Consider the following 19,808-nt stretch of genomic DNA (forward strand, 5'->3'; position numbering starts at 1 on the left):
GGTCCCGCCCGGTGAGCAGCAGCTCCAGGAAGCCGCCGCCGAGATCCTGCGCCTGCGCCCGCGGCACGGGTGCCGCGAGCGCGACGAGCGCGGCGAGCGCCGCCGCGACGAGGGCGCCGCCAGGCGGGCGCCGCATGAGCGATGCGAGCATGATCCACTCTCCCTCCGTTCCCCGGCGGCCGCGCGCTCGGCACGGACGCCCCGCGCAGAGCGAAGACCGCGCGGCCTTGAAGGTTCGTGGACGCGCGACGCCTCGTTGAGCTTAACCTTAAGAGCGCGTGCAGCGACGTGGTGAACGCCGCGCGTACGACGGACGCCCCTCCGCACGGCGGTTCCGTTCACCCGATCGTAAAACTTGATGGGCGAATGTGCGCCATTCCCGTGTCCAGAACAGCGTCGGCGACAGATGTCCTTCTCACAGAAGCGCTACCGTATCGAGGAAACCCTCCGGCACGAGCCGATCACGCTCCCGCCGGTTCTCAACGGCGGCTGCGCCGTGCCGAACGCGGCCGGAGGGGCGGGCTGCGCCGACCCGCGGCTGTCGCACATCGTCGAGGCCATCGGCGAATTGCGCCAGTTCCTCGACCCGTCGCAGCGCCTGGCCTCGGACGTGATCGACGCCTATCGCAAGGAGATCACCGAGGTCTACGCGCTGCGCCAGGAGATCGACGCCATGAAGGCGGCGATCACGCAGACCAAGCGCGAGATCGCCTCGCTCTACAAGTCCGACGAGGAGGGCAAGGGCATGCGCCGGGTCGCCGGCGAGCTCGACGCCGTCGTGACCGCGACCGAGGAGGCGACGGGGTCGATCCTGTCGGGCCTCGAGGACATCGAGACGCACGTGAACATGCTGCGCGCCTCGGGCGGGACGAAGGGCTCGGGCGACGAGATCGGCGCCATCCTCGACCGCGTGATCTCGATGTACGAGGCCTGCAACTTCCAGGACCTGACCGGCCAGCGCATCACCAAGATCGTCAACGTGCTCAAGTTCGTCGAGGAGCGCCTCGACCGCATGATCGACGTCTGGGGCGGCCTCGACGCCTTCCAGGAGCTGATCCAGCACGAGGTGCTCGGGCCCAAGGTCGACGACGAGAAGGCGCTGCTCAACGGGCCCAAGCTCGAGGAGGACGCGGGCCACGTCTCGCAGGACGACATCGACTCGCTGTTCGATTGACGCGCCCGATCCGGCCTTGACGCGCGACGCCCGATCGCGCATATGCAGGCGACTTTCGGCCGGGCTCGCCCGGCCTCTTCGGTTTTGGCGGCGTGCCGGCGGCCCACGGGTCCGCGCGCCGCGACGAGGCTCACGAGGACGATCCCATGGCGAAGGCCGTCACCATCAAGGTCAAGCTGCTGTCGACCGCCGACACCGGCTTTTTCTACGTCACCAAGAAGAACACCCGTACGATGACGGAGAAGATGACGCAGCGGAAGTACGATCCCGTCGCGAAGAAGCACGTGGAGTTCAAGGAGACGAAGATCAAGTGAGCCGCGCGGGCGCCGCTCCGGTCGCCCCGCCTCCTCGATCCAGGCTCGCTCGATCCAGGCTCGCTCGATCCAGGCTCGCTCGATCCAGGCTCGCTCGACTTCAGGCTCGCGCCCGCGGGCCTCTCGCGAAAGGCGCCCCCGCGGGCGCCTTTTTCGCGTGCGCCGTGCGCGAGGAGGTTCGCGAACGTCCCCGAGCGACGCCGGCACGGTGCAGCGGTGGAACGCGCCCGCCGGGATTGCGACGAAAGTCCCTGGCCCGGCTTTGACAAGGGGGCGGGCCATGCTAATCAGCCGGCGACCTCCCATGGCCCCGCGTGCCGGGGCCCGCCCACGAGCCACGGACCAGACCCTGTGAACGACCAGCTCGACCCGGCCCGCGCCGCCGCAGCCGCCGAGGCGGCCCCGACTCCGTCCGATCTCGCCAACGCCGTCCGCGCGCTGGCGATGGACGCGGTGGAGAAGGCCAAGTCCGGCCATCCCGGCCTGCCCATGGGGGCGGCGGACGTCGCCACCGTGCTGTTCACGAAGGTCCTGAAGTACGACGCCGCCGATCCGGCCTGGCCGGACCGCGACCGGTTCGTGTTCTCCGCCGGCCACGGCTCGATGCTGCTCTACGCGCTCCTGCACCTGACCGGTGTCGAGGGCATGACCATCCAGGAGCTCGAGAACTTCCGCCAGCTCCATTCCAAGACCCCAGGCCACCCCGAGAACTTCGTGACGCCCGGCGTCGAGACGACGACGGGGCCCCTCGGCCAGGGCGTCGCCACCGCCGTGGGCATGGCGCTCGCCGAGCGCATGCTGGCCGCCGAGTACGGCGAGGAGATCGTCGATCACCACACCTTCGTGCTCGCCTCCGACGGCGACCTGATGGAGGGCATCTCCCACGAGGCGATCGCGTTCGCCGGGAACCTGCGCCTGTCCAAGCTCGTCGTGCTGTGGGACGACAACGGCATCTCCATCGACGGCCCGCTGTCGCTGTCGGACACGACGGACCAGTGCAAGCGCTTCGAGGCCTGCGGCTGGAAGACGATGCGCGTCGACGGACACGACCAGGCCGCGATCGCCCGCGCGCTGTCCCGTGCCAAGAAGTCCGACCGCCCGACGCTGATCGCCTGCAAGACGACCATCGGGTTCGGCGCGCCCACCCGCGCCGGCACGTCGAAGGCGCACGGCGAGCCGCTGGGCGCCGAGGAGCTCGCCGGCGCCAAGAAGGCGCTCGGCTGGACGCATGCGCCCTTCGAGATCCCCTCCGCGATCAAGAAGGCCTGGGAGAAGGCCGGCCGCAGGGGCCGCTCGGCCCGCAAGGCGTGGGAGCAGCGCTTCCAGGGCCTCCCCGCCGAGACCCGTGCCGACCTCGAGAGGCGCCTCGCCGGCCTGCCGCCGCAGGCGCTCGGCGCCGCGATCGCCGCCCACAAGCGCGCGCTCGTCGAGAGCCCCGCGGCGGTGGCGACCCGCAAGGCGAGCGAGGCGGTCCTGAACGCCGTCGCGCCGGCGGTGCCCGAGCTCGTCGCCGGCTCCGCGGACCTGACGCCGTCCAACAACGTCAAGGTGAAGACCTCCGTCCCCGTGAAGCCTGGCGACTTCGCCGGCCGCTACGTCCACTACGGCATCCGCGAACACGGCATGGCGGCGGCGATGAACGGCATCGCGCTGCACGGCGGCTTCCGCCCGGCGGGCGCGACCTTCCTCGTCTTCACGGACTACGCGCGGCCCGCCATGCGCATCGCCGCGCTCGCCGGCATCCCGGCGATCTACGTGATGACGCACGATTCGATCGGGCTCGGCGAGGACGGCCCGACGCATCAGCCGGTCGAGCACCTGGCCGCGCTGCGGTCGATGCCGAACATGCGCGTCTTCCGCCCCGGCGACGCGGTCGAGACCGCCGAGTGCTGGCAGCTCGCGCTCGAGCGCACCGACGGGCCGAGCGTGCTCGCGCTCACCCGCCAGAACCTCGCCCCGGCGCGCACGACGCACAGCGACGCCAACCTCTGCGAGACCGGTGCGTACGAGCTCTCTCCCGCGAAAGGCGCGGCGGCCGAGGCGACGATCTTCGCCTCGGGCTCCGAGGTCGAGATCGCGCTCGCGGCGCAGGCGCTGCTGGCCGAACGCGGCATCGCCTCGCGCGTTGTCTCCACGCCTTCGCTCGACCTCTTCCTGGCCCAGCCGGAGGAGGTGCGCGCGCGCATCCTCGGCGACGCGCCGATCCGCGCGGCGATCGAGGCGGGCGTGCGCTTCGGCTGGGACGCGGTGATCGGGAGCGACGGCGTGTTCGTCGGCATGGAGAGCTTCGGCGCGAGCGCGCCCTACAAGCGGCTCTACGAGCACTTCGGCATCACGGCGCAGGCGCTCGCCGACAGGATCACGGCGCGGCACAACGGCTGAGCCGCGCGCGCCGTCTCGGCGGCCCGTCGCGCGGCGGGACAGGACGCAATCGACGAGCCGGCGCGGCGCGCCGGCGCAGCACAGGGAGACGCGAGATGACGGTGAAGGTCGCCATCAACGGGTTCGGGCGGATCGGGCGCAACATCCTGCGCGCCATCGCCGAGAGCGGGCGCACGGACATCCGGGTCGTCGCCGTCAACGACCTCGGCCCGGTCGAGACCAACGCCCATCTGCTCCGCTACGACTCGGTGCACGGCCGCTTCCCCGGCACGGTCACGGTCGACGGCGACACGATCGACGTCGGCACCGGCCCGATCAAGGTCACGGCGGTGAAGAACCCCGCCGAGCTGCCGCATGGGGACCTCGGCGTCGACATCGCGCTCGAGTGCACCGGCATCTTCACCGCGCGCGACAAGGCCGCGCTGCATCTCGAGGCCGGCGCCAAGCGCGTCCTCGTCTCGGCGCCCGCCACCGGCGCGGACCTCACGGTCGTCTACGGCGTGAACCACCGGGCGTTGACGAAGGACCACCTCGTCGTCTCCAACGCCTCGTGCACGACGAACTGCCTCGCCCCCGTCGCGAAGGCGCTGAACGACGCGGTCGGCATCGACCACGGCTTCATGACGACGATCCACTCCTACACGAACGACCAGCCGTCGCTCGACCAGATGCACAAGGACCTCTACCGCGCCCGCGCGGCGGCCCTGTCGATGATCCCGACCTCGACGGGCGCGGCGAAGGCGGTGGGTCTCGTGCTGCCGGAGCTGAACGGCAAGCTCGACGGCGTCTCGATCCGCGTGCCGACGCCGAACGTCTCGGTGGTCGACTTCAAGTTCGTCGCCAAGCGCGCGACGACGGTCGAGGAGATCAACGCGGCGATCCAGGCGGCCGCGGACGGCCCGATGCAGGGCGTCCTCGGGTACACGTTCGAGAAGCTGGTCTCGATGGACTTCAACCACGATCCGCGCTCGTCGATCTTCCACATGGATCAGACCAAGGTGCTCGAAGGCACCATGGTGCGCGTCCTGTCGTGGTACGACAACGAGTGGGGCTTCTCCAATCGCATGGCCGACACGTCGGTCCACATGGCGGGCCTGATCTGACGCGGCGCCGTCCGGGCGATCGGCGCGGGCCGCGTCGATCGCCCGGCGTGTCCCGCCCGTCCCGCGTTTCCCGATCGGAGTGCCCGCCATGGCCGACCAGACCAGCGCCTTCCGCACCCTCGACGACGCCGACCCACGCGGCAAGCGCGTGCTCCTGCGCGTCGACCTCAACGTCCCGGTCGACGACGGGCGCGTCTCCGATGCCACCCGGATCGAGCGAGTCGTCCCGACGATCCGCGAGATCGCCGACAAGGGCGGGCGCGTCGTGCTCCTCGCCCATTTCGGCCGGCCGAAGGGGAAGCGCGTCGAGAGCGAGAGCCTGAAGGTGGTCGTGCCCGCCCTCGCCGAGGCGCTCGGCCGCGACGTCGCCTTCGCCGAGGACTGCGTCGGCGACGCCGCCCGCGAGGCGGTGGCGCAAATGGCGGACGGCGACGTGCTGCTGCTCGAGAACACGCGCTTCCATGCGGGCGAGGAGAAGAACGACGCGGACTTCGCCCGTGCGATCGCCGAGAACGGCGACATCTACGTCAACGACGCCTTCTCCGCCGCCCATCGCGCCCACGCCTCCACCGAGGGCATCGCCCACGTGCTGCCGCCCTTCGCGGGGCGCGCGATGCAGGCGGAGCTCGACGCGCTGACGAAGGCGCTCGAGCACCCCGAGCGGCCGGTCTGCGCCGTCGTCGGCGGCGCCAAGGTCTCCACCAAGCTCGACCTGCTCGAGAACCTCGTCTCGAAGGTCGACAGCCTCGTCATCGGCGGGGGCATGGCCAACACCTTCCTCCACGCCATCGGCGTCGGAATCGGCAAGTCGCTCGCCGAGCGCGACCTCGCCGCGACCGCACAGCGCATCCTCGACCGGGCGAAGACGACGGGCTGCGCCATCGTGCTCCCCGTCGACGCCGCCGTCGCGGAGACGTTCGAGGCGCACGCGCCGCACCACGAGTACGGCATCGACGCCATTCCCGAGGACGGCATGATCCTCGACGTCGGCGCGCTCTCCGTCGACCGCGTGCGCGCGGCGATCGGCGACGCGAAGACGCTCGTCTGGAACGGCCCGCTCGGCGCCTTCGAGAAGACGCCCTTCGACAAGGGCACGGTCGAGGCCGCGCGCTGGGCGGCGCAGCGCACCCGCGAGGGCGCGCTCGTCTCGATCGCCGGCGGCGGGGACACGGTCGCGGCGCTCAACCACGCGGGCGTGGCCGACGACTTCTCCTACGTCTCCACCGCCGGCGGCGCCTTCCTCGAATGGCTCGAGGGCAAGAGCCTGCCGGGCGTCGAGGCGCTGCGTCGCTGAGATCCGAACCGCACGAGACCGGAACGAAGGAAAGGAAACGGGCGCGATGAACATCGACCAGCTGACAGAGGTGGCCTACGCGATGGTGCAGCCCGGCAAGGGCATCCTCGCCGCCGACGAGAGCACCGCGACCATCCAGAAGCGCTTCGACGCGATCGGCGTCGAGAACACCGAGGACAACCGCCGCGACTACCGGGAATTCATGTTCCGGACGCAGCCGGCGATGCGCGAGCACATCTCGGGCGTGATCCTGTTCGACGAGACCATCCGCCAGAAGGCCAAGGACGGCACGCCCCTCGTCGAGGTGATCAAGCAGTCCGGCTCGATCCCCGGCATCAAGGTCGACGCCGGCGCGCGCCCGCTCCCCGGCTGCCCGGGCGAGACGATCACCGAGGGCCTCGACCGCCTGCCCCGGCGCATGCAGGAATACTACGACCTCGGCGCGCGCTTCGCCAAGTGGCGCGCGGTGATCGACATCGCCGACGGCATCCCCACCTGGACCGCGGTGAAGGCGAACTGCCACGCGCTGGCGCGCTATGCCGCCATCTGCCAGGAGGCCGACATCGTGCCGATCGTCGAGCCCGAGGTGCTGATGGACGGCGACCACGACATCAAGCGCTGCGCAGAGGTCACCGAGTGGGTGCTCAAGACCCTCTACCAGGAGCTCTACGAACTGCGCGTCGTGCTGGAGGGCACGGTGCTCAAGCCCAACATGGTCGTCCCGGGCAAGAAGTCGCCGAAGCAGGCCTCCGTCGAGGAGGTGGCCGAGCGCACGATCCAGGTGCTCGAGCGCTGCGTGCCCGTGGCGGTGCCCGGCATCGCCTATCTCTCCGGCGGCCAGTCGGACGAGGACGCGACCGCGCATCTCGACGCCATGAACAAGATCGGCGGCTTCCCCTGGCACATGACCTTCTCCTACGGCCGCGCCCTCCAGGCGGCCCCGCAGAAGGCGTGGTCCGGCAAGCCCGAGAACGTCGCCGCCGGCCAGGCCGCCTTCAACCACCGCGCCCGCATGAACGGCCTCGCCTCCACCGGCGAGTGGTCGAAGGACCTGGAGAAGCAGGCGGGCTGAGGCCGAGGCGCGCGGTCGATGCGATCGGGGAAGGGCGTCCGGGAGACCGGGCGCCCTTCTCGCGTGTGGGGGTGGGGCGCCTCGCGACGTCGACGATCCTGCTCGACGATGCGCGCATTTTTCGACAGCGCGCCCTAGGGCCTAGTCAGCTCATCGAGCTGGAGGGCAAGGGGCTCGGTGCCGCTCTGGAAGCTCGCGATCATCGCAGGGATGAAGCGTTCGCGGTCGAGCCGGTCGAGATGCAGCGGGTGACCAGCACGTCGTGCCAGCTCGGCCATGAAGACCATCTGTGCTCGGCCGTTTCCCTCCCTGAACGCGTGAATGGCGTTCAGCTCGCTGAGAAAATGGGTCGCACCGGAGACGAACTCCTCCCTCGCTAGGTCCACGAGCCGATTCTGGCCCGAGAGCCATCCGAACAGGTGCTTCAGCTGTTTTTCGATGTGCTCCGGGTAGCAGAACCAGTTCCCATCCCTCCCGGTGCGTACCGTGCGGATCTCGCCCGCCCAACCGTACACGTCCTGAAAGAGGTGGCGGTGGACGGCCGAGTAGTGGCGTACCGTCAATCGGCCCGTTGGTAGGGCTTCTTCGCCGCGCGTGAGGACCATCTCCTCTTCGAAGGCATCGAGCGCAGCCTGGTCCCGTAGGTCCAGCTTGTTGATGAGGATGGTCGTGCCCGGATAGCAGTAGGGATCGTTCTGGGCGTCGTACATGCGTGCGGCCTCAGCCCTCGCGGCTGTAGGCCTTCATGATCTCGGCCCGTCGCTCCGCGGGGCCGAGACCCTTCCGATCGAATTCGGCCAGCCGCGCCTTCGTGTCCTCGCCGGTGAGGATCCCCTCGAGGGCGTTGATCTTCATCATGCCGGCGCGACCGATCGCCATGCTCTTGGACATCACCTTGGCGGCCTTCACGGCCGCTTCCCGGGTAGGAACGGCTACGGTGACGCCCGTTCCAGTACGAGCGACGCGCCACCCCGCTCCGAGAACCTTGGTGGACGGGCTTCTGGGCTGCGAGGTCTTGCGCATGCTCGAACCATACCACACCTGGCACGAGGTCGCCTACCGCCGAGGCGCGGCGGTCGTCGACGCTGCGGAGGCGGCTCGAGTCGGCCCAGTCCCCCCGAACCGCCGCGCCCGGTTCACGCCCCATCCGCCTTCAGCACCAGCTCCGCGCTCGCGCGGTTGAGCGCGAACGGGATGTCGTAGAGGATCGCGAGGCGCATCAAGGCCTTGACGTCGACGTCGTGCGGGTGGGGCGTCAGGGCGTCGACGAAGAAGATCATGGCGGCCACGCGCTCCTCGGCGATGAGAGCGCCGATCTGCTGGTCGCCGCCGAGCGGGCCGGACTTGAGACGGGTGATCTCGAGCTGCGGCAGCGCCTCGGCGATGCGCCCGCCGGTCGTCCCCGTCGCGACGAGGCGGAAGCGCGAGAGCTCGCGGGAATGCGTGCGGCAGAACTCGACGAGATCGGCCTTCTTCTCGTCGTGGGCGACGAGGGCGACGATGGGGCGCGGGTCGGCGGCGGGCTCGCTTCGCATGCGGATCGTCTCTCCGGGGAGGGCGTCGGCAACCTCGCGCGATTCCCGATCGGCGGCAACCCTCGCCGCGGCGCGCGCGTTGGCCGGCCGACGCATCCGACCAGCGAGGCACCCGATGAAGCGATACCTCATGGAGGCGACGAGCCCGGGCTACGGGCGCGAGCGCCTGAAGACGCGCATCCGAAACGACCGCTCGCGGGAGATGGCCTATCGCCGGGCGATCGTCGCGACCTCCCTCGTCGGCATGGCCTCGATGGCCTTCGTCACGCTGTTCCAGACCGGTGCCGTGCGCCGCCTGCCGGACCCGCCGACGCGCCGGCCGAACTTCGACACCGCGACGGTGAACACGTCCGACGAGGCCTATTCCTACGGCATGCCCGACGGGCCGCTGACGCTCGCCATGCACGCGGCGAACCTGTCGCTCGCCGCCGCCGGCCCGCCCGAGCGCTGGCGGGAGCGCCCGTGGATCCCCGTCGCCGCGAGCGCCTTCTCCGGCGCGCAGGCGGCGGTGGCCGCGCAGTATTTGTTCTGGCGCATGCCCTTCGTCGACCGGGCCTGGTGCCCGTACTGCGTCGTCGACGCGCTCGCGCACTTCGCGAGCTTCGGCCTGTCGCTGCCCGAGACGGCGAAGGCGCTCGGCCTCGCCGACGGGCGGGGCGCCCCGCCGTCGCGCCGCCGGCGCTCCCCGCGCCCGGCGCCGCTCAGGGCCGGAAGCGATCCGGCACGCCCCCGTCTCGATCGGTGAAGCCGTAGAGGCGTGCGAGATCGGCGGTGGCGACGACCCGGCCCGCGTGGCGCGCGACCGCCGGGTCCGCCGCCAGCGCCGCCACCGCACGCCCGACGAAGAGCGGCGTCTCCGTCGCCGCGTCCGCCTCCCCCGCCTCGCGCACCCGCTCCGTCGCCACGTGGCCGGGCGAGAGCGCGAGCGCGGTAACGCCGTGGGGCGCGAGTTCCTGCGCGCAGGCGAAGGCGAGGCGATTGAGCGCGTGCTTCGCGCCGTCGTAGAACACGTCGCCGAGGTAGCCCCCGCCCGTGTCGAAGGACACGAAGCCGATCAGCCCCCGCCGCGCCGCCACCATCGCCGGCGCCACGGCGCGCGCGAGCAGCAGCGCCGGGCGCACACCCGTCTCCTGGAAGCGGCCCATCAGCCCCGCCGGGCGGCGCCAGAACGGCGCGCCCCAGCGCGAGCCGTCCGGGAAGGTCTCCCCGTCGAAGCCCTCGTTGCCGCCCCAGACCGACGAGATCGCCACGTCGATCCGCCCGAAGCGCCTGAGCGCCCAGGAGACGAGCCCGTCCACCTCGCGCTCGTTCGCGTGGTCGCAGACGTAGGGGTGCCCGCGCCCGCCCGCGGCCTCCACGGCACGCGCCGCGTCCTCGACGGTCTCCGGCCGGCCCTCCGTCCGCGCGCCGGCCTCGGAGGAGCGCCCGGTGACGATCACCGTCGCGCCCGCCTCGGCCAGCCCCAGCGCGATCCCCAGACCGACGCCGCGCGAGGCGCCGGCGACGAGGGCGACCGCCGAAGATGCATCGATAAGATACATATCAATAACTCCCAGTCATTTAAAACTATCTTGACGCATCACTATTCTGCTGGATATAACCCATCTATCGACAGCTTACCGCAGGAGCGTGGAACATGGCTATCTTGGGTGGAGCACTGGATATCGGGAGCAAGGTCCTCGGCGGCGGCGGCGAAGGGGGCGGGCTCTTCGGAGGGCTGATGAGCAAGATGCTGCCCGGCATCGGCGAGTTCGCGAGCGTCGTCACGAACCCCGGCGCGTTCATGGAGCAGCTCGGGAGCGACCCCATGGGCACGATCATGGGCCTCGCCGCCAAGGCGGGCGAGGCGGGTCTGCTCGGGCCGTGGGGCAAGGTCGGAGCGATGGCCTACGGCGCGCTGCAGGGCCAGGGTCTCTCGGACCTCCAGGCCGGCTCGCTGCTGGAGCAGCTCGGCGTCGACCCGCAGAGCTCGATCTTCGGTCCGGCGAGCCAGGTGATCGGCGCCGTCTCCCGCGGCGAGATGGACCAGCAGACGGGCATGGACGCACTCTCGACGCTGGCGGGTCTCGACCCGGCCCTCGAGTCGGCGCTCACCACCATCGGCGGCGGCGGCTTCGACTTCGGCTCGCTGCTCTCGGGCGCCCTCACCGGCGGCTTCGGCGGCCTGCCCGGCGCGGGCGGCTTCCTGCGCGACTGATCGCCGATCGCGCGACGGCGAGGAGCCGGCGCGCGCCGGGCGAGCCCGTCGGCTCGGCTCAGGGCGCGCCGGCTTCCGGCAGCGCCGCGGCCCCCGCCGCCGCGGCGCGGGCGAGGCCTTCGGTCTCGCCCAGATGCGCCTCGCCCATCCAGCGCGCCCGCGCGATCCGCGCGGCGTGCGCCGGATCGGTGTCGCCGGCGTCGAGCGCGGCCTTGGCGGCGAGCGCCTCCTCGGCGAGGCAGGCGACGCCGCGGGCGAGCGCGAACAGCCGCAGGTACGGCGTCGCGCCGGCGAGCGCGTCCTCCTGGCGGCCTTCGGCGAGCGCCGAAAGCATCCACGCGGTCGTCTCGTCGAGGCGCATGGTCGCCTCCCGCAGGCGCGCGGCGAGCATGCCGAAGCCCTCGTGCGCCTCCTTCGTCACGCGGGTCGCGACCGCGCGGATGCGCGCGATCTCGGCGCGCGCCGTGGCGCCGCCGGACACGGGCAGCTTGCGGGTGACGAGATCGATCGCCTGGATGCCGTTCGTGCCCTCGTAGATCGGCAGGATGCGCGCGTCGCGATAATGCTGCGCGGCGCCGGTCTCCTCGACGAATCCCATGCCGCCGTGCACCTGGATGCCGAGCGAAGCGACCTCGACCGCGATGTCGGTCGAGAACGCCTTGGCCAGCGGCGTCAGGAGCGAGGCGCGCTCGAAGGCCGCCTTGCGCGTCCCGGCTTCGGGGGCGCGCGCCGCCTCGTCGAGGGACGCCGCGGTGAGGAAGCAGATGCCGCGCGCGGCGTCGGTGAGCCCGCGCATGGTCGCGAGCATGCGCCGCACGTCGGGATGCTCGGCGATCGCGACCATGCCCTGGCCGCCGTAGCTCGCGGTACGGCCCTGCCGGCGCTCGCGGGCGTAGGCGAGCGCGCGCTGGGTCGCGCGCTCGGCGATCGCGACGCCCTGGACCCCCACCGCGAGGCGGGCGTTGTTCATCATCGTGAACATGCAGGCCAGCCCGCGGTTCTCCTCGCCGACGAGCCAGCCGATCGCCCCCTCGCGCTCCCCGTAGGCCATGGTGCAGGTCGGCGCGGCGTGGATGCCGAGCTTGTGCTCGAGCCCGGCGCAGACGACGTCGTTGCGCGTGCCGTCGGGCAGGATCTTCGGCACCAGGAAGAGCGAGATGCCGCGCGTCCCGTGCGGCGCGTCCGGCAGGCGGGCGAGGACGAGGTGGACGATGTTGTCGGAAAAGTCGTGCTCGCCGTAGGTGATGTAGATCTTCTGGCCGAAGATGCGGTAGGTGCCGTCGTCCGCGCGCTCGGCGCGGGTGCGCAGCGCCGAGAGATCGGAGCCGGCCTGCGGCTCCGTCAGGTTCATCGTCGCGGTCCACTCGCCCGACACGAGCTTGCCGAGCCAGCGCTCCTTGAGCTCGGGCGAGGCGTGCGCCTCGATCGCGTCGATCGCGCCCATGGTGAGGATGGGGCAGAGCGCGAAGGCCATGTTCGCCGCGTTCCACATCTCGACGCAGGCGGTGTTGACGAGGATCGGCAGGCCCTGGCCGCCGTGCTCGACGGGACCGGGCAGCGCGTTCCAGCCCCCCGCGATCCAGTCGCGATAGGCCTGCGGGAAGCCCTCGGGCGTGTGCACGCGCGCGCCCTCCCGTCGCAGCCCCGCGAGATCGCCCGGCCGGTCGAGGGGCGCGAGCCGCTCGGCGGCGAAATCGCCCGCCGCCTCGAGGATCTGCGCGACGAGCTCCGGCGTCAGGTCCGGGTAGAGGCCGGCCGCGACCTTGGCGTCGAGCCCCGCGACGGCGCGCATGGAAAACAGCATCTCGGACACGGGGGCGCGATAGGCCATGGCGGGCTCCTCGGGAGGTCTCTGGCGTTTCCTCTGGCGGCTCTCGGGCGAACCGTCTTCATGCGACGAAAGGCGAAGGCCAGGAGTAGTTCGGATGTGAACTTTCGGCAAGCGGCCGCGCGGTCGCGGGGCGAGCGGAGCATCGCCTTTACGGTTGCGTAGACGCGCGATTCTCGACGAAGGATCGGGTCTCGCATCGCTCGGACGAGCTCTTCGTGGTGGTGGAGGGGCGGCTCGAGATCGATCTCGACGAGGGGACGATCGTGCTCGGGCCGGGGCAGGCGCATCGCGTGCCGGCGGGGGTGCGCCATCGCACGCGGGCGACGACGCGCACGGTCAACCTCTGCTTCGAGCGCGCCGACGCCGAGACGATCTTCGACGATTGACGGGGTGCCGCACCCGGCTAAGCTCTCTCCTGCCCGATGCGAACGGCTCACGCGCGAGGCCGCGTGCGAGGGGAGAGACGATCATGTGCGACATCTGCGTGACCAACGCGGTCAAGGACCGCATGCTGAGCCGCCGCGACGTCTTCCGCCGCGGGGCGGGCGGCGCGGCGGCGATCGCGGCGGTGTCCGCCGGCGCGGCGACGCTCGGCACGAGCCCCGCCCGTGCGCAGATCGCGGGCGCGCCGGTCGACCTGACGCACACGCTTCACGAGGGCTTCCCGACCTTCTTCGGCGAGCAGCAGTTCTTCGTCGAGAACGTGTTCAATTACGCTGAGCACATGTTCAACCTCAACGTCCTGCGCGTGAACGAGCACACCGGCACCCACGTCGACGCGCCGCTTCACTTCTCGCAGGACGGCGCGAGTGTCGACGAGATCCCCGTCACGAGCCTCGTCGCCCCGCTCGCGATCGTCGACATCCGCGAGAAGGCGGCGCAGGACGCGGACGCGCAGGTCACGCCCGACGACCTCGAGGCGTGGATCGCGCGGCACGGGCCGCTGCCGGAGGGGTGCTGCGTCGCCATGCTGTCGGGCTGGGGCGCGCACGTGGACGACGATCGCTTCCGCAACGCCGACGGCGAGGGCACGATGCACTTCCCAGGCTTCCACGTGGAGGCGGCGCGGATGCTGCTCGAGGAGAGCTCGGCCGTCGGCATCGCGGTGGACACGCTCTCCCTCGACCACGGCCCCTCGCCGGACTTCGCCACGCATTACGCTTGGCTGCCCGAGGGCCGCTGGGGGCTCGAATGCGTGGCGAACCTCGAGGCGCTGCCGCCGGCGGGCGCGACGCTCGTCCTCGGCGCGCCGAAGCACCGTGGCGGCTCGGGTGGCCCCGCGCGGGTGCTGGCCTTCGCCTGATCGCTCCGGCGCCGCCCGCGGCGGATCACTCCGCCGTGCCGTATCCCCCGCCCGTCGGCGTGATCACGGTGACCGCCTCGCCCGCCTCCAGCACCGTCTGGTCGTTCCCCGCGAGTTCCTCCACGCGGCCGTCGAGGCGGCGCACCAGGGTCCTGCCGAGCGCGCCCGGCTCGCCCCCGGCGGCGCCGAAGGGACGCACCTTGCGGTGGGAGGCGAGGATCGCGCAGTCCATCCGCTCGCGGAAGCGGATCGTGCGCGAGGTGCCGTCGCCCGCCGTCCACCTGCCCTTGCCGCCCGAGCCCACGCGGATGTGGAAGTCCTCGAGCACCACGGGGAAGCGCTGCTCCAGGATCTCCGGATCGGTGAGGCGCGAGTTCGTCATGTGCGTATGCACGCCCGCGACCCCGTTCCAGCCGGGGCCGGCGGGAGCGCCCGAGCAGATCGTCTCGTAGTACTGGTAGGTATCGTTGCCGAAGGTGAGGTTGTTCATCGTGCCCTGGGACGAGCCCATCGCCCGGAGCGCGCCGAACAGGCAGTTCGTCACCGCCTGGCTCACCTCCACATTGCCCGCCACCACCGCCGCCGGATAGCGCGGCGAGAGCATCGAGCCGTCGGGGACGACGATCTCGATCGGCCGAAGGCACCCGGCGTTCATCGGGATCGCGTCGTCGACCATCACGCGGAAGACGTAGAGCACCGCCGCTCGGGTCACCGGCGCGGGGGCGTTGAAGTTGTCGGGCTGCTGCGGCGAGGTGCCGGAGAAGTCGACCCGCGCCGTGCGCCGCTCCCGGTCGACCGTGATCGAGACGCGGATGGCGCAACCCTGGTCCATCGGATAGTCGAACGAGCAGTCCCTCACGCGGTCGAGCAGGCGGCGCACGCTCTCGGCGGCGTTGTCCTGGACGTGCCCCATGTAGGCGGTGACGACGTCGAGGCCGAACGACGCGACCATCTTCTCGAGCTCGGCGACGCCCTTCTCGTTCGCCGCGATCTGCGCCTTGAGGTCGTTGACGTTCTGGACGACGTTGCGCACCGGGTACTTGGCGCCCTCGAGGAGCGCCACCAGCTCCGCCTCGCGGAAGCGGCCGCGGTCGACGAGCTTGAAGTTGTCGATGTACACGCCCTCCTCCTCGATGTGCGTCGCGCGCGGCGACATCGAGCCGGGCGCCACGCCGCCGACGTCGGCGTGGTGGCCGCGGGAGGCGACCCAGAACAGGATCGTCTTCTCGTCCGCGTCGAAGACCGGCGTGCACACCGTGATGTCGGGCAGGTGCGTGCCGCCGTTGTAGGGGGCGTTCAGCGCGAAGACGTCTCCCGGGTGGATCTGCGGGTTCTGCCGGATGACCGTCTCCACCGAGCGGTCCATCGAGCCGAGATGCACCGGCATGTGCGGGGCGTTGGCGACGAGGCTGCCGGTCGCGTCGAAGACCGCGCAGGAGAAGTCGAGCCGCTCCTTGATGTTGACGGAATAGGCCGTGTTCTGGAGCGTCACGCCCATCTGCTCGGCGATCGACATGAACAGGTTGTTGAAGATCTCCAGCATCACCGGGTCGGCCTCGGTCCCGACCGCATGGCGCGTGGCCATCGCCTCGACGCGGGCGAGGACGAGGTGGTCCTTCTCGGTCAGCCGCGCCTCCCAGCCCTCCTCGACCACGATGGTCTGGTTGGGCTCGACGACGATGGCGGGACCCGGGATGCGCTGGCCCGGGCGGATCGCCTCGCGCAGGTAGACGCCCGCGTCGTGCCAGCCCTTCGAGAATATCCGCGTGCGGCGCGCCGGCTCGGGCGTGCCCTCGACGGTCGCGAGCCCCTCGGCCTCGGCGAACTGCGCGCCGCCGCCGACCGCCTCGATCTCCACCGCCTCGACCACGAGCGCCTTGCCCTCGTCGACGAAGCCGAAGCGGCGCTCGTGCCGCGCCTCGAAGTCCGCCCGCATGGACTCCGCCGAAGCCGGCGCGATCGGCGCGTCGAGCGCGTCGCCCGAGAGCGTCGCCGCGTCGACCTGCAGCGGCGTGTCGGTGCCGGCGTAGCGCACGTGGGCGCGCACGATCACGGCGATGTCGTCGCGCGGCACGCCCTGGCCGGTCAGCTCCTCCACCGCCTCGTCGACGAGGCGCTTCGCCGCCACCCCGAGCGCCCGCGGGGCATCCGCGTCGAGCGCGGCGTCGACGGCGCTCTGGCGCGTGGCGCGGATGTCGGCGAGCCCCATGCCGTAGGCCGAGAGCAGGCCCGAGAGCGGGTGCACGAGCACCGTCTTCATGCCGAGCGCGTCGGCGACCTTGCAGGCGTGCTGGCCGCCGGCGCCGCCGAAGCAGTTGAGCGCGTAGCGGGTGACGTCGTAGCCGCGCTGCACCGAGATCTTCTTGATCGCCTCGGCCATGTTCGCGACCGCGATCTCCAGGAAGCCGTCGGCCACCTCCTCGGGAGAGCGCCCGTCGCCGATCTCGGCGGCGAGCGCCGCGAAGGCCGCACGCACCGCATCGGCGTCGAGGGGCGCGTCGCCGTCGGGGCCGAAGATCCGCGGGAAGAACTCCGGCAGGAGCTTGCCCACCATGACGTTGGCGTCGGTCACCGCGAGCGGCCCGCCGCGGCGGTAGCAGGTCGGGCCGGGATGCGCGCCCGCGGATTCGGGCCCGACGCGGTAGCGCGTGCCGTCCCACTTGAGCATCGAGCCGCCGCCGGCGGCCACCGTGTGGATCAGCATCATCGGCGCGCGCATGCGCACGCCCGCGACCTCCGTCTCGAAGGCGCGCTCGTAGGTGCCGTCGAAATGGGCGACGTCGGTCGACGTGCCGCCCATGTCGAAGCCGATGACCTTGCCGAAGCCGGCCGCGCGGCCGGTCTCCGCGAGGCCCACCACCCCGCCGGCGGGGCCGGACAGGATCGCGTCCTTGCCCTGGAAGAGCTCGGCGGCGGTGAGCCCGCCGGACGACATCATGAACATCAGCCGCGCGCCGGTGCGCGCGACGTCGAGTTCCTCGGACACCTGCGCCACGTAGCGGCGCAGGATCGGCGAGAGGTAGGCGTCGACCACGGTCGTGTCGCCGCGCCCGACGAGCTTCACCAGCGGCGAGACCTCGTGGGAGACCGAGACCTGCGCGAAGCCCATCGCGCGGGCCATCGCGGCGACGCGGCGCTCGTGGTCGGGATGCCTGTAGGCGTGCATGAACACGATCGCGAGCGCGCGGTGCCCCTCCTCCCGCGCCCGCTCCAGGGCGGCGCGGGCGCCCGCCTCGTCGAGCGGCGTCTCGACGGTGCCGTCCGCCAGCACGCGCTCGTCGATCTCGACGACGTCGTCGTAGAGCTCGTCGGGCTTGACGATGGCCTTGGCGAAGATGTCGGCGCGGGCCTGGTAGCCGATGCGCAGCGCGTCGCGGAAGCCCCTCGTGGTGAGGAGCAGCGTGCGCTCGCCCTTGCGCTCGAGCAGCGCGTTGGTCGCGACCGTGGTGCCCATGCGCACCTCGCCGATCGTGCCTTCCGGGATCGGCTCGCCGCGGGCGAGCCCGAGATGGTCGCGGATGCCCTGCACGGCGGCGTCGCGATAAACGTCCGGGTTCTCCGACAGGAGCTTGCGGGCATGGAGGCCCCCGTCGGGATCGCGGGCGATGACGTCCGTGAAGGTGCCGCCGCGATCGATCCAGAAGTCCCACACGCCGCTCATCGTCGCCTCCTCGATGGCCGCGCGCATCGCCTCGGCGGCGCGGCTCCTCCGTTCCCGTGGGTCATCATCGCCGACATCGACAAATCGTCAACATTTTTCCGATGAGTTGACGTTAGGATATTGACACGGTGTTCAGCGCAGATCACCCTTGCAGCATGCGCATGATAACGAGGGATGCGCGGTTGAGCCGCACGGCGCCTCGCGGCCGGCGGCGAGAAGGGAGCGACACCATGAACATCTTCGCACGCGTCTTCGCGGGCGTCGCCCTGTCGGCCGTCGTGGCCGGCGCGGCCTCGGCCCAGAGCTGGGACATGCCGACCCCCTACCCGGACGCGACGTTCCACACGGTCAACATCGCCGAGTTCGCCGACGCGGTGCGCGAGGCGACCGGCGGCGCGCTCGACATCACCGTGCATTCCGCCGGCTCGCTGATCAAGCATCCCGAGATCAAGCGCACCGTGCGCTCCGGCGTGGTCCCGATCGGCGAGGTGCTGATCTCGCTGCACGCCAACGAGAATCCGATCTACGGGCTCGACTCGGTGCCCTTCCTCGCCACGTCCTACGAGGACGCGCGCCGTCTCTACGCGGCCCAGCGCCCGGCGCTCGAGGAGGCGCTCGCGCAGGAGGGCCTCACGCTTCTGTTCTCGGTGCCGTGGCCCCCGCAGGGCATCTACGCCGGCCAGGAGATCGGCGCCATCGAGGACCTGCGCGGCCTGCGCTTCCGCACCTACAATCCCGGCACCGCGCGCATCGCCGAGCTGTCGGGCGCCACGCCGGTCCAGGTCGAGGTCGCGGACCTGCCGACCGCCTTCGCCACCGGCCGTGTCGAGGCGACGATCACCTCGCCCTCCACGGGTGTGAACTCGACCTTCTGGGACTTCGTCTCGCACTACCACGACACCCAGGCCTGGCTGCCACGCAACATGGTCGTCGTGAACACCGCCGCCTTCGAGGGGCTCGACCCCGGCGTGCGCGCCGCGCTGCTCGAGGCCGCCGCGGCGGCGGAGGCCCGCGGCTGGGAGATGTCGGAGGCCGACACCGCGGCCGCGACGCGGACGCTCGCCGACAACGGCATGACGATCGTCACCCCCTCCGAGGGGCTCGCGACCGGCTTCCAGGAGATCGGCGCGCAGATCGCCGAGGAGTGGGCGCAGAGCGCCGGCGACGCGGGGGCCGCGGTGCTCCAGGCCTATCGCGCGAACTGAGGCTCCGCCGAAACCACCCCACGGGGGAGCGGGGCCGCGTCCCGCAGCGGACCGGAGGGGGCGAGCCGTTCGCCGCTCGCCCCATCCGCCCCGCCGCGCTGGTCGACCGCTCGTCCGGGGCGATGGCCGTGCAATGACGGGTCGGCGGCCGTCGTCGACGTCGGGACTGGAGGACTGCATGCGTCGCGCGCTCGATCTCCTCTACGCCGCCGGCCTGTGGCTGTCGGCCCTGTGCATCCTCGTCATCGCGACGCTCGTCGGCCTCCAGGTCGTGGCGCGCGTGTGGGACGCGTTCCTCCAGGCGCTCGACATGCCGCGCTCGGGCTTCGTCATCCTCTCGCTCGCCGAGATCTCGGGCTACCTGTTCGCGGCGGCGAGCTTCCTCGCGCTGGCGGGGACGCTCAAGGCCGGCGCGCACATCCGCGTCACCATGCTCGTCAACGCCCTGCCCGCCCGTGCGCGCACGGCGATCGAGGCGGCGGCGCTCGCCTTCGGGGCGGTCGCGGCGGGTTTCGGCACCTGGGCGATCGGGGGCTACGCCTGGGAGAGCTGGCGCTTCGGAGAGGTCTCGCCGGGCCTGGTGCGGGTGCCGCTCGTCTGGCCGCAGGCGGCGATGACCCTGGGCGCGGCGCTCCTGACCATCGCTTTCCTCGACGAGTTCGTGGGCACGCTGAGGACCGGTCGCCCGAGCTTCCGCACCGCCGAGGATGCGGTCGCGCTGGGCCGGGAGGGCTGAG

The 19,808-nt window shown here is 71.5% G+C and carries 17 protein-coding genes and 1 pseudogene; 12 read left to right on the plus strand and 6 right to left on the minus strand.

What is annotated here, in order from left to right:
* The first annotated feature begins 406 nt into the window (after positions 1-406).
* The 6 genes from AB9M23_RS12805 (at position 407) to AB9M23_RS12830 (ending at position 7,339) form a co-directional block, all read left to right on the plus strand.
* Positions 407-1,174: a protein phosphatase CheZ gene (locus tag AB9M23_RS12805; RefSeq protein WP_372424942.1), complete on the plus strand. Its 768-nt coding sequence runs from the start codon at positions 407-409 to the stop codon at positions 1,172-1,174.
* A 146-nt stretch (positions 1,175-1,320) separates the two neighbouring features.
* Positions 1,321-1,488 (plus strand): 50S ribosomal protein L33, encoded by a 168-nt coding sequence (gene rpmG / locus AB9M23_RS12810; protein ID WP_372424943.1) that lies wholly within the window; start codon positions 1,321-1,323, stop codon positions 1,486-1,488.
* Positions 1,489-1,839: 351 nt separating this feature from the next.
* Positions 1,840-3,870 (plus strand): transketolase, encoded by a 2,031-nt coding sequence (tkt, locus tag AB9M23_RS12815; RefSeq protein ID WP_372424944.1) that lies wholly within the window; start codon positions 1,840-1,842, stop codon positions 3,868-3,870.
* Positions 3,871-3,965: 95 nt separating this feature from the next.
* Positions 3,966-4,973, plus strand: a complete 1,008-nt coding sequence (gap, locus tag AB9M23_RS12820; protein ID WP_372424945.1) for a type I glyceraldehyde-3-phosphate dehydrogenase — start codon at positions 3,966-3,968, stop codon at positions 4,971-4,973.
* Positions 4,974-5,061: 88 nt separating this feature from the next.
* Positions 5,062-6,267, plus strand: a complete 1,206-nt coding sequence (locus AB9M23_RS12825; protein ID WP_372424946.1) for a phosphoglycerate kinase — start codon at positions 5,062-5,064, stop codon at positions 6,265-6,267.
* Positions 6,268-6,313: 46 nt separating this feature from the next.
* Positions 6,314-7,339 (plus strand): class I fructose-bisphosphate aldolase, encoded by a 1,026-nt coding sequence (locus tag AB9M23_RS12830; protein ID WP_372424947.1) that lies wholly within the window; start codon positions 6,314-6,316, stop codon positions 7,337-7,339.
* Between the two features lie 134 nt (positions 7,340-7,473).
* Here AB9M23_RS12830 and AB9M23_RS12835 read toward each other — a convergent pair whose 3' ends face one another.
* The 3 genes from AB9M23_RS12835 to AB9M23_RS12845 all read right to left on the minus strand — a co-directional run bounded on the left by AB9M23_RS12835 (position 7,474) and on the right by AB9M23_RS12845 (position 8,874).
* The gene (locus tag AB9M23_RS12835; protein ID WP_372424948.1) at positions 7,474-8,049 is read right to left on the minus strand and encodes a Fic/DOC family protein; all 576 of its coding nucleotides are present in this window, start codon (positions 8,047-8,049) and stop codon (positions 7,474-7,476) included.
* A gap of 10 nt (positions 8,050-8,059) precedes the next feature.
* The gene (locus tag AB9M23_RS12840) at positions 8,060-8,248 is read right to left on the minus strand and encodes a hypothetical protein (RefSeq protein WP_372424949.1); all 189 of its coding nucleotides are present in this window, start codon (positions 8,246-8,248) and stop codon (positions 8,060-8,062) included.
* A 227-nt stretch (positions 8,249-8,475) separates the two neighbouring features.
* Positions 8,476-8,874, minus strand: a complete 399-nt coding sequence (locus AB9M23_RS12845) for a methylglyoxal synthase (RefSeq protein ID WP_372424950.1) — start codon at positions 8,872-8,874, stop codon at positions 8,476-8,478.
* A gap of 115 nt (positions 8,875-8,989) precedes the next feature.
* Between AB9M23_RS12845 and AB9M23_RS12850 the strand changes: the two genes are divergently transcribed.
* On the plus strand, positions 8,990-9,619 hold the full coding sequence (locus AB9M23_RS12850; RefSeq protein ID WP_372424951.1) for a vitamin K epoxide reductase family protein: 630 nt from the start codon (positions 8,990-8,992) through the stop codon (positions 9,617-9,619).
* Here the strand turns inward: AB9M23_RS12850 and AB9M23_RS12855 are convergent.
* Positions 9,576-10,415 carry an SDR family NAD(P)-dependent oxidoreductase gene (locus AB9M23_RS12855; protein ID WP_372424952.1) on the minus strand — a complete coding sequence of 280 codons (840 nt, stop codon included), beginning with the start codon at positions 10,413-10,415 and terminating at the stop codon, positions 9,576-9,578. The genes AB9M23_RS12850 and AB9M23_RS12855 overlap by 44 nt on opposite strands.
* Positions 10,416-10,594: 179 nt before the next feature.
* On the opposite strand from AB9M23_RS12855, the gene AB9M23_RS12860 reads away from it, so the two are divergent.
* Entirely contained in the window at positions 10,595-11,071 is a 477-nt protein-coding gene (locus AB9M23_RS12860) for a hypothetical protein (RefSeq protein WP_372424953.1), read from the plus strand.
* A 58-nt stretch (positions 11,072-11,129) separates the two neighbouring features.
* On the opposite strand, the gene AB9M23_RS12865 is transcribed toward AB9M23_RS12860, so the two are convergent.
* The gene (locus AB9M23_RS12865) at positions 11,130-12,902 is read right to left on the minus strand and encodes an acyl-CoA dehydrogenase family protein (RefSeq protein ID WP_372424954.1); all 1,773 of its coding nucleotides are present in this window, start codon (positions 12,900-12,902) and stop codon (positions 11,130-11,132) included.
* A 203-nt stretch (positions 12,903-13,105) separates the two neighbouring features.
* Between AB9M23_RS12865 and AB9M23_RS12870 the strand changes: the two are divergent.
* Both AB9M23_RS12870 and AB9M23_RS12875 read left to right on the plus strand, forming a co-directional pair.
* A pseudogene (locus tag AB9M23_RS12870) lies at positions 13,106-13,288 on the plus strand (cupin domain-containing protein); the annotation flags it as partial.
* Between the two features lie 83 nt (positions 13,289-13,371).
* The gene (locus AB9M23_RS12875) at positions 13,372-14,205 is read left to right on the plus strand and encodes a cyclase family protein (RefSeq protein ID WP_372424955.1); all 834 of its coding nucleotides are present in this window, start codon (positions 13,372-13,374) and stop codon (positions 14,203-14,205) included.
* 25 nt (positions 14,206-14,230) lie between these two features.
* Here AB9M23_RS12875 and AB9M23_RS12880 read toward each other — a convergent pair whose 3' ends face one another.
* Positions 14,231-17,893 (minus strand): hydantoinase B/oxoprolinase family protein, encoded by a 3,663-nt coding sequence (locus tag AB9M23_RS12880; protein WP_372424956.1) that lies wholly within the window; start codon positions 17,891-17,893, stop codon positions 14,231-14,233.
* 203 nt (positions 17,894-18,096) lie between these two features.
* Here AB9M23_RS12880 and AB9M23_RS12885 point away from each other — a divergent pair, with 203 nt between their 5' ends.
* Complete coding sequence (locus AB9M23_RS12885; protein WP_372424957.1) at positions 18,097-19,071, plus strand: TRAP transporter substrate-binding protein; 975 nt, start codon at positions 18,097-18,099, stop codon at positions 19,069-19,071.
* A 178-nt stretch (positions 19,072-19,249) separates the two neighbouring features.
* On the plus strand, positions 19,250-19,807 hold the full coding sequence (locus tag AB9M23_RS12890) for a TRAP transporter small permease (protein WP_372424958.1): 558 nt from the start codon (positions 19,250-19,252) through the stop codon (positions 19,805-19,807).
* Position 19,808 lies beyond the last annotated feature (1 nt).

Origin of the sequence: Salinarimonas chemoclinalis, assembly GCF_041514305.1 — a bacterium.
Classification (GTDB): Bacteria; Pseudomonadota; Alphaproteobacteria; order Rhizobiales; family Beijerinckiaceae; genus Salinarimonas; species Salinarimonas chemoclinalis.

Bases quoted from the DNA above. Each gene is read 5' to 3' on its own strand.
- AB9M23_RS12805 (WP_372424942.1), top strand. From the start codon at position 407: ATGTCCTTCTCACAGAAGCGCTACCGTATCGAGGAAACCCTCCGGCAC.
- rpmG (WP_372424943.1), top strand. From the start codon at position 1,321: ATGGCGAAGGCCGTCACCATCAAGGTCAAGCTGCTGTCGACCGCCGAC.
- gap (WP_372424945.1), top strand. From the start codon at position 3,966: ATGACGGTGAAGGTCGCCATCAACGGGTTCGGGCGGATCGGGCGCAAC.
- AB9M23_RS12825 (WP_372424946.1), top strand. From the start codon at position 5,062: ATGGCCGACCAGACCAGCGCCTTCCGCACCCTCGACGACGCCGACCCA.
- AB9M23_RS12830 (WP_372424947.1), top strand. From the start codon at position 6,314: ATGAACATCGACCAGCTGACAGAGGTGGCCTACGCGATGGTGCAGCCC.
- AB9M23_RS12835 (WP_372424948.1), bottom strand. From the start codon at position 8,049: ATGTACGACGCCCAGAACGATCCCTACTGCTATCCGGGCACGACCATC.
- AB9M23_RS12845 (WP_372424950.1), bottom strand. From the start codon at position 8,874: ATGCGAAGCGAGCCCGCCGCCGACCCGCGCCCCATCGTCGCCCTCGTC.
- AB9M23_RS12850 (WP_372424951.1), top strand. From the start codon at position 8,990: ATGAAGCGATACCTCATGGAGGCGACGAGCCCGGGCTACGGGCGCGAG.
- AB9M23_RS12855 (WP_372424952.1), bottom strand. From the start codon at position 10,415: ATGTATCTTATCGATGCATCTTCGGCGGTCGCCCTCGTCGCCGGCGCC.
- AB9M23_RS12860 (WP_372424953.1), top strand. From the start codon at position 10,595: ATGAGCAAGATGCTGCCCGGCATCGGCGAGTTCGCGAGCGTCGTCACG.
- AB9M23_RS12865 (WP_372424954.1), bottom strand. From the start codon at position 12,902: ATGGCCTATCGCGCCCCCGTGTCCGAGATGCTGTTTTCCATGCGCGCC.
- AB9M23_RS12875 (WP_372424955.1), top strand. From the start codon at position 13,372: ATGTGCGACATCTGCGTGACCAACGCGGTCAAGGACCGCATGCTGAGC.
- AB9M23_RS12880 (WP_372424956.1), bottom strand. From the start codon at position 17,893: ATGCGCGCGGCCATCGAGGAGGCGACGATGAGCGGCGTGTGGGACTTC.
- AB9M23_RS12885 (WP_372424957.1), top strand. From the start codon at position 18,097: ATGAACATCTTCGCACGCGTCTTCGCGGGCGTCGCCCTGTCGGCCGTC.
- AB9M23_RS12890 (WP_372424958.1), top strand. From the start codon at position 19,250: ATGCGTCGCGCGCTCGATCTCCTCTACGCCGCCGGCCTGTGGCTGTCG.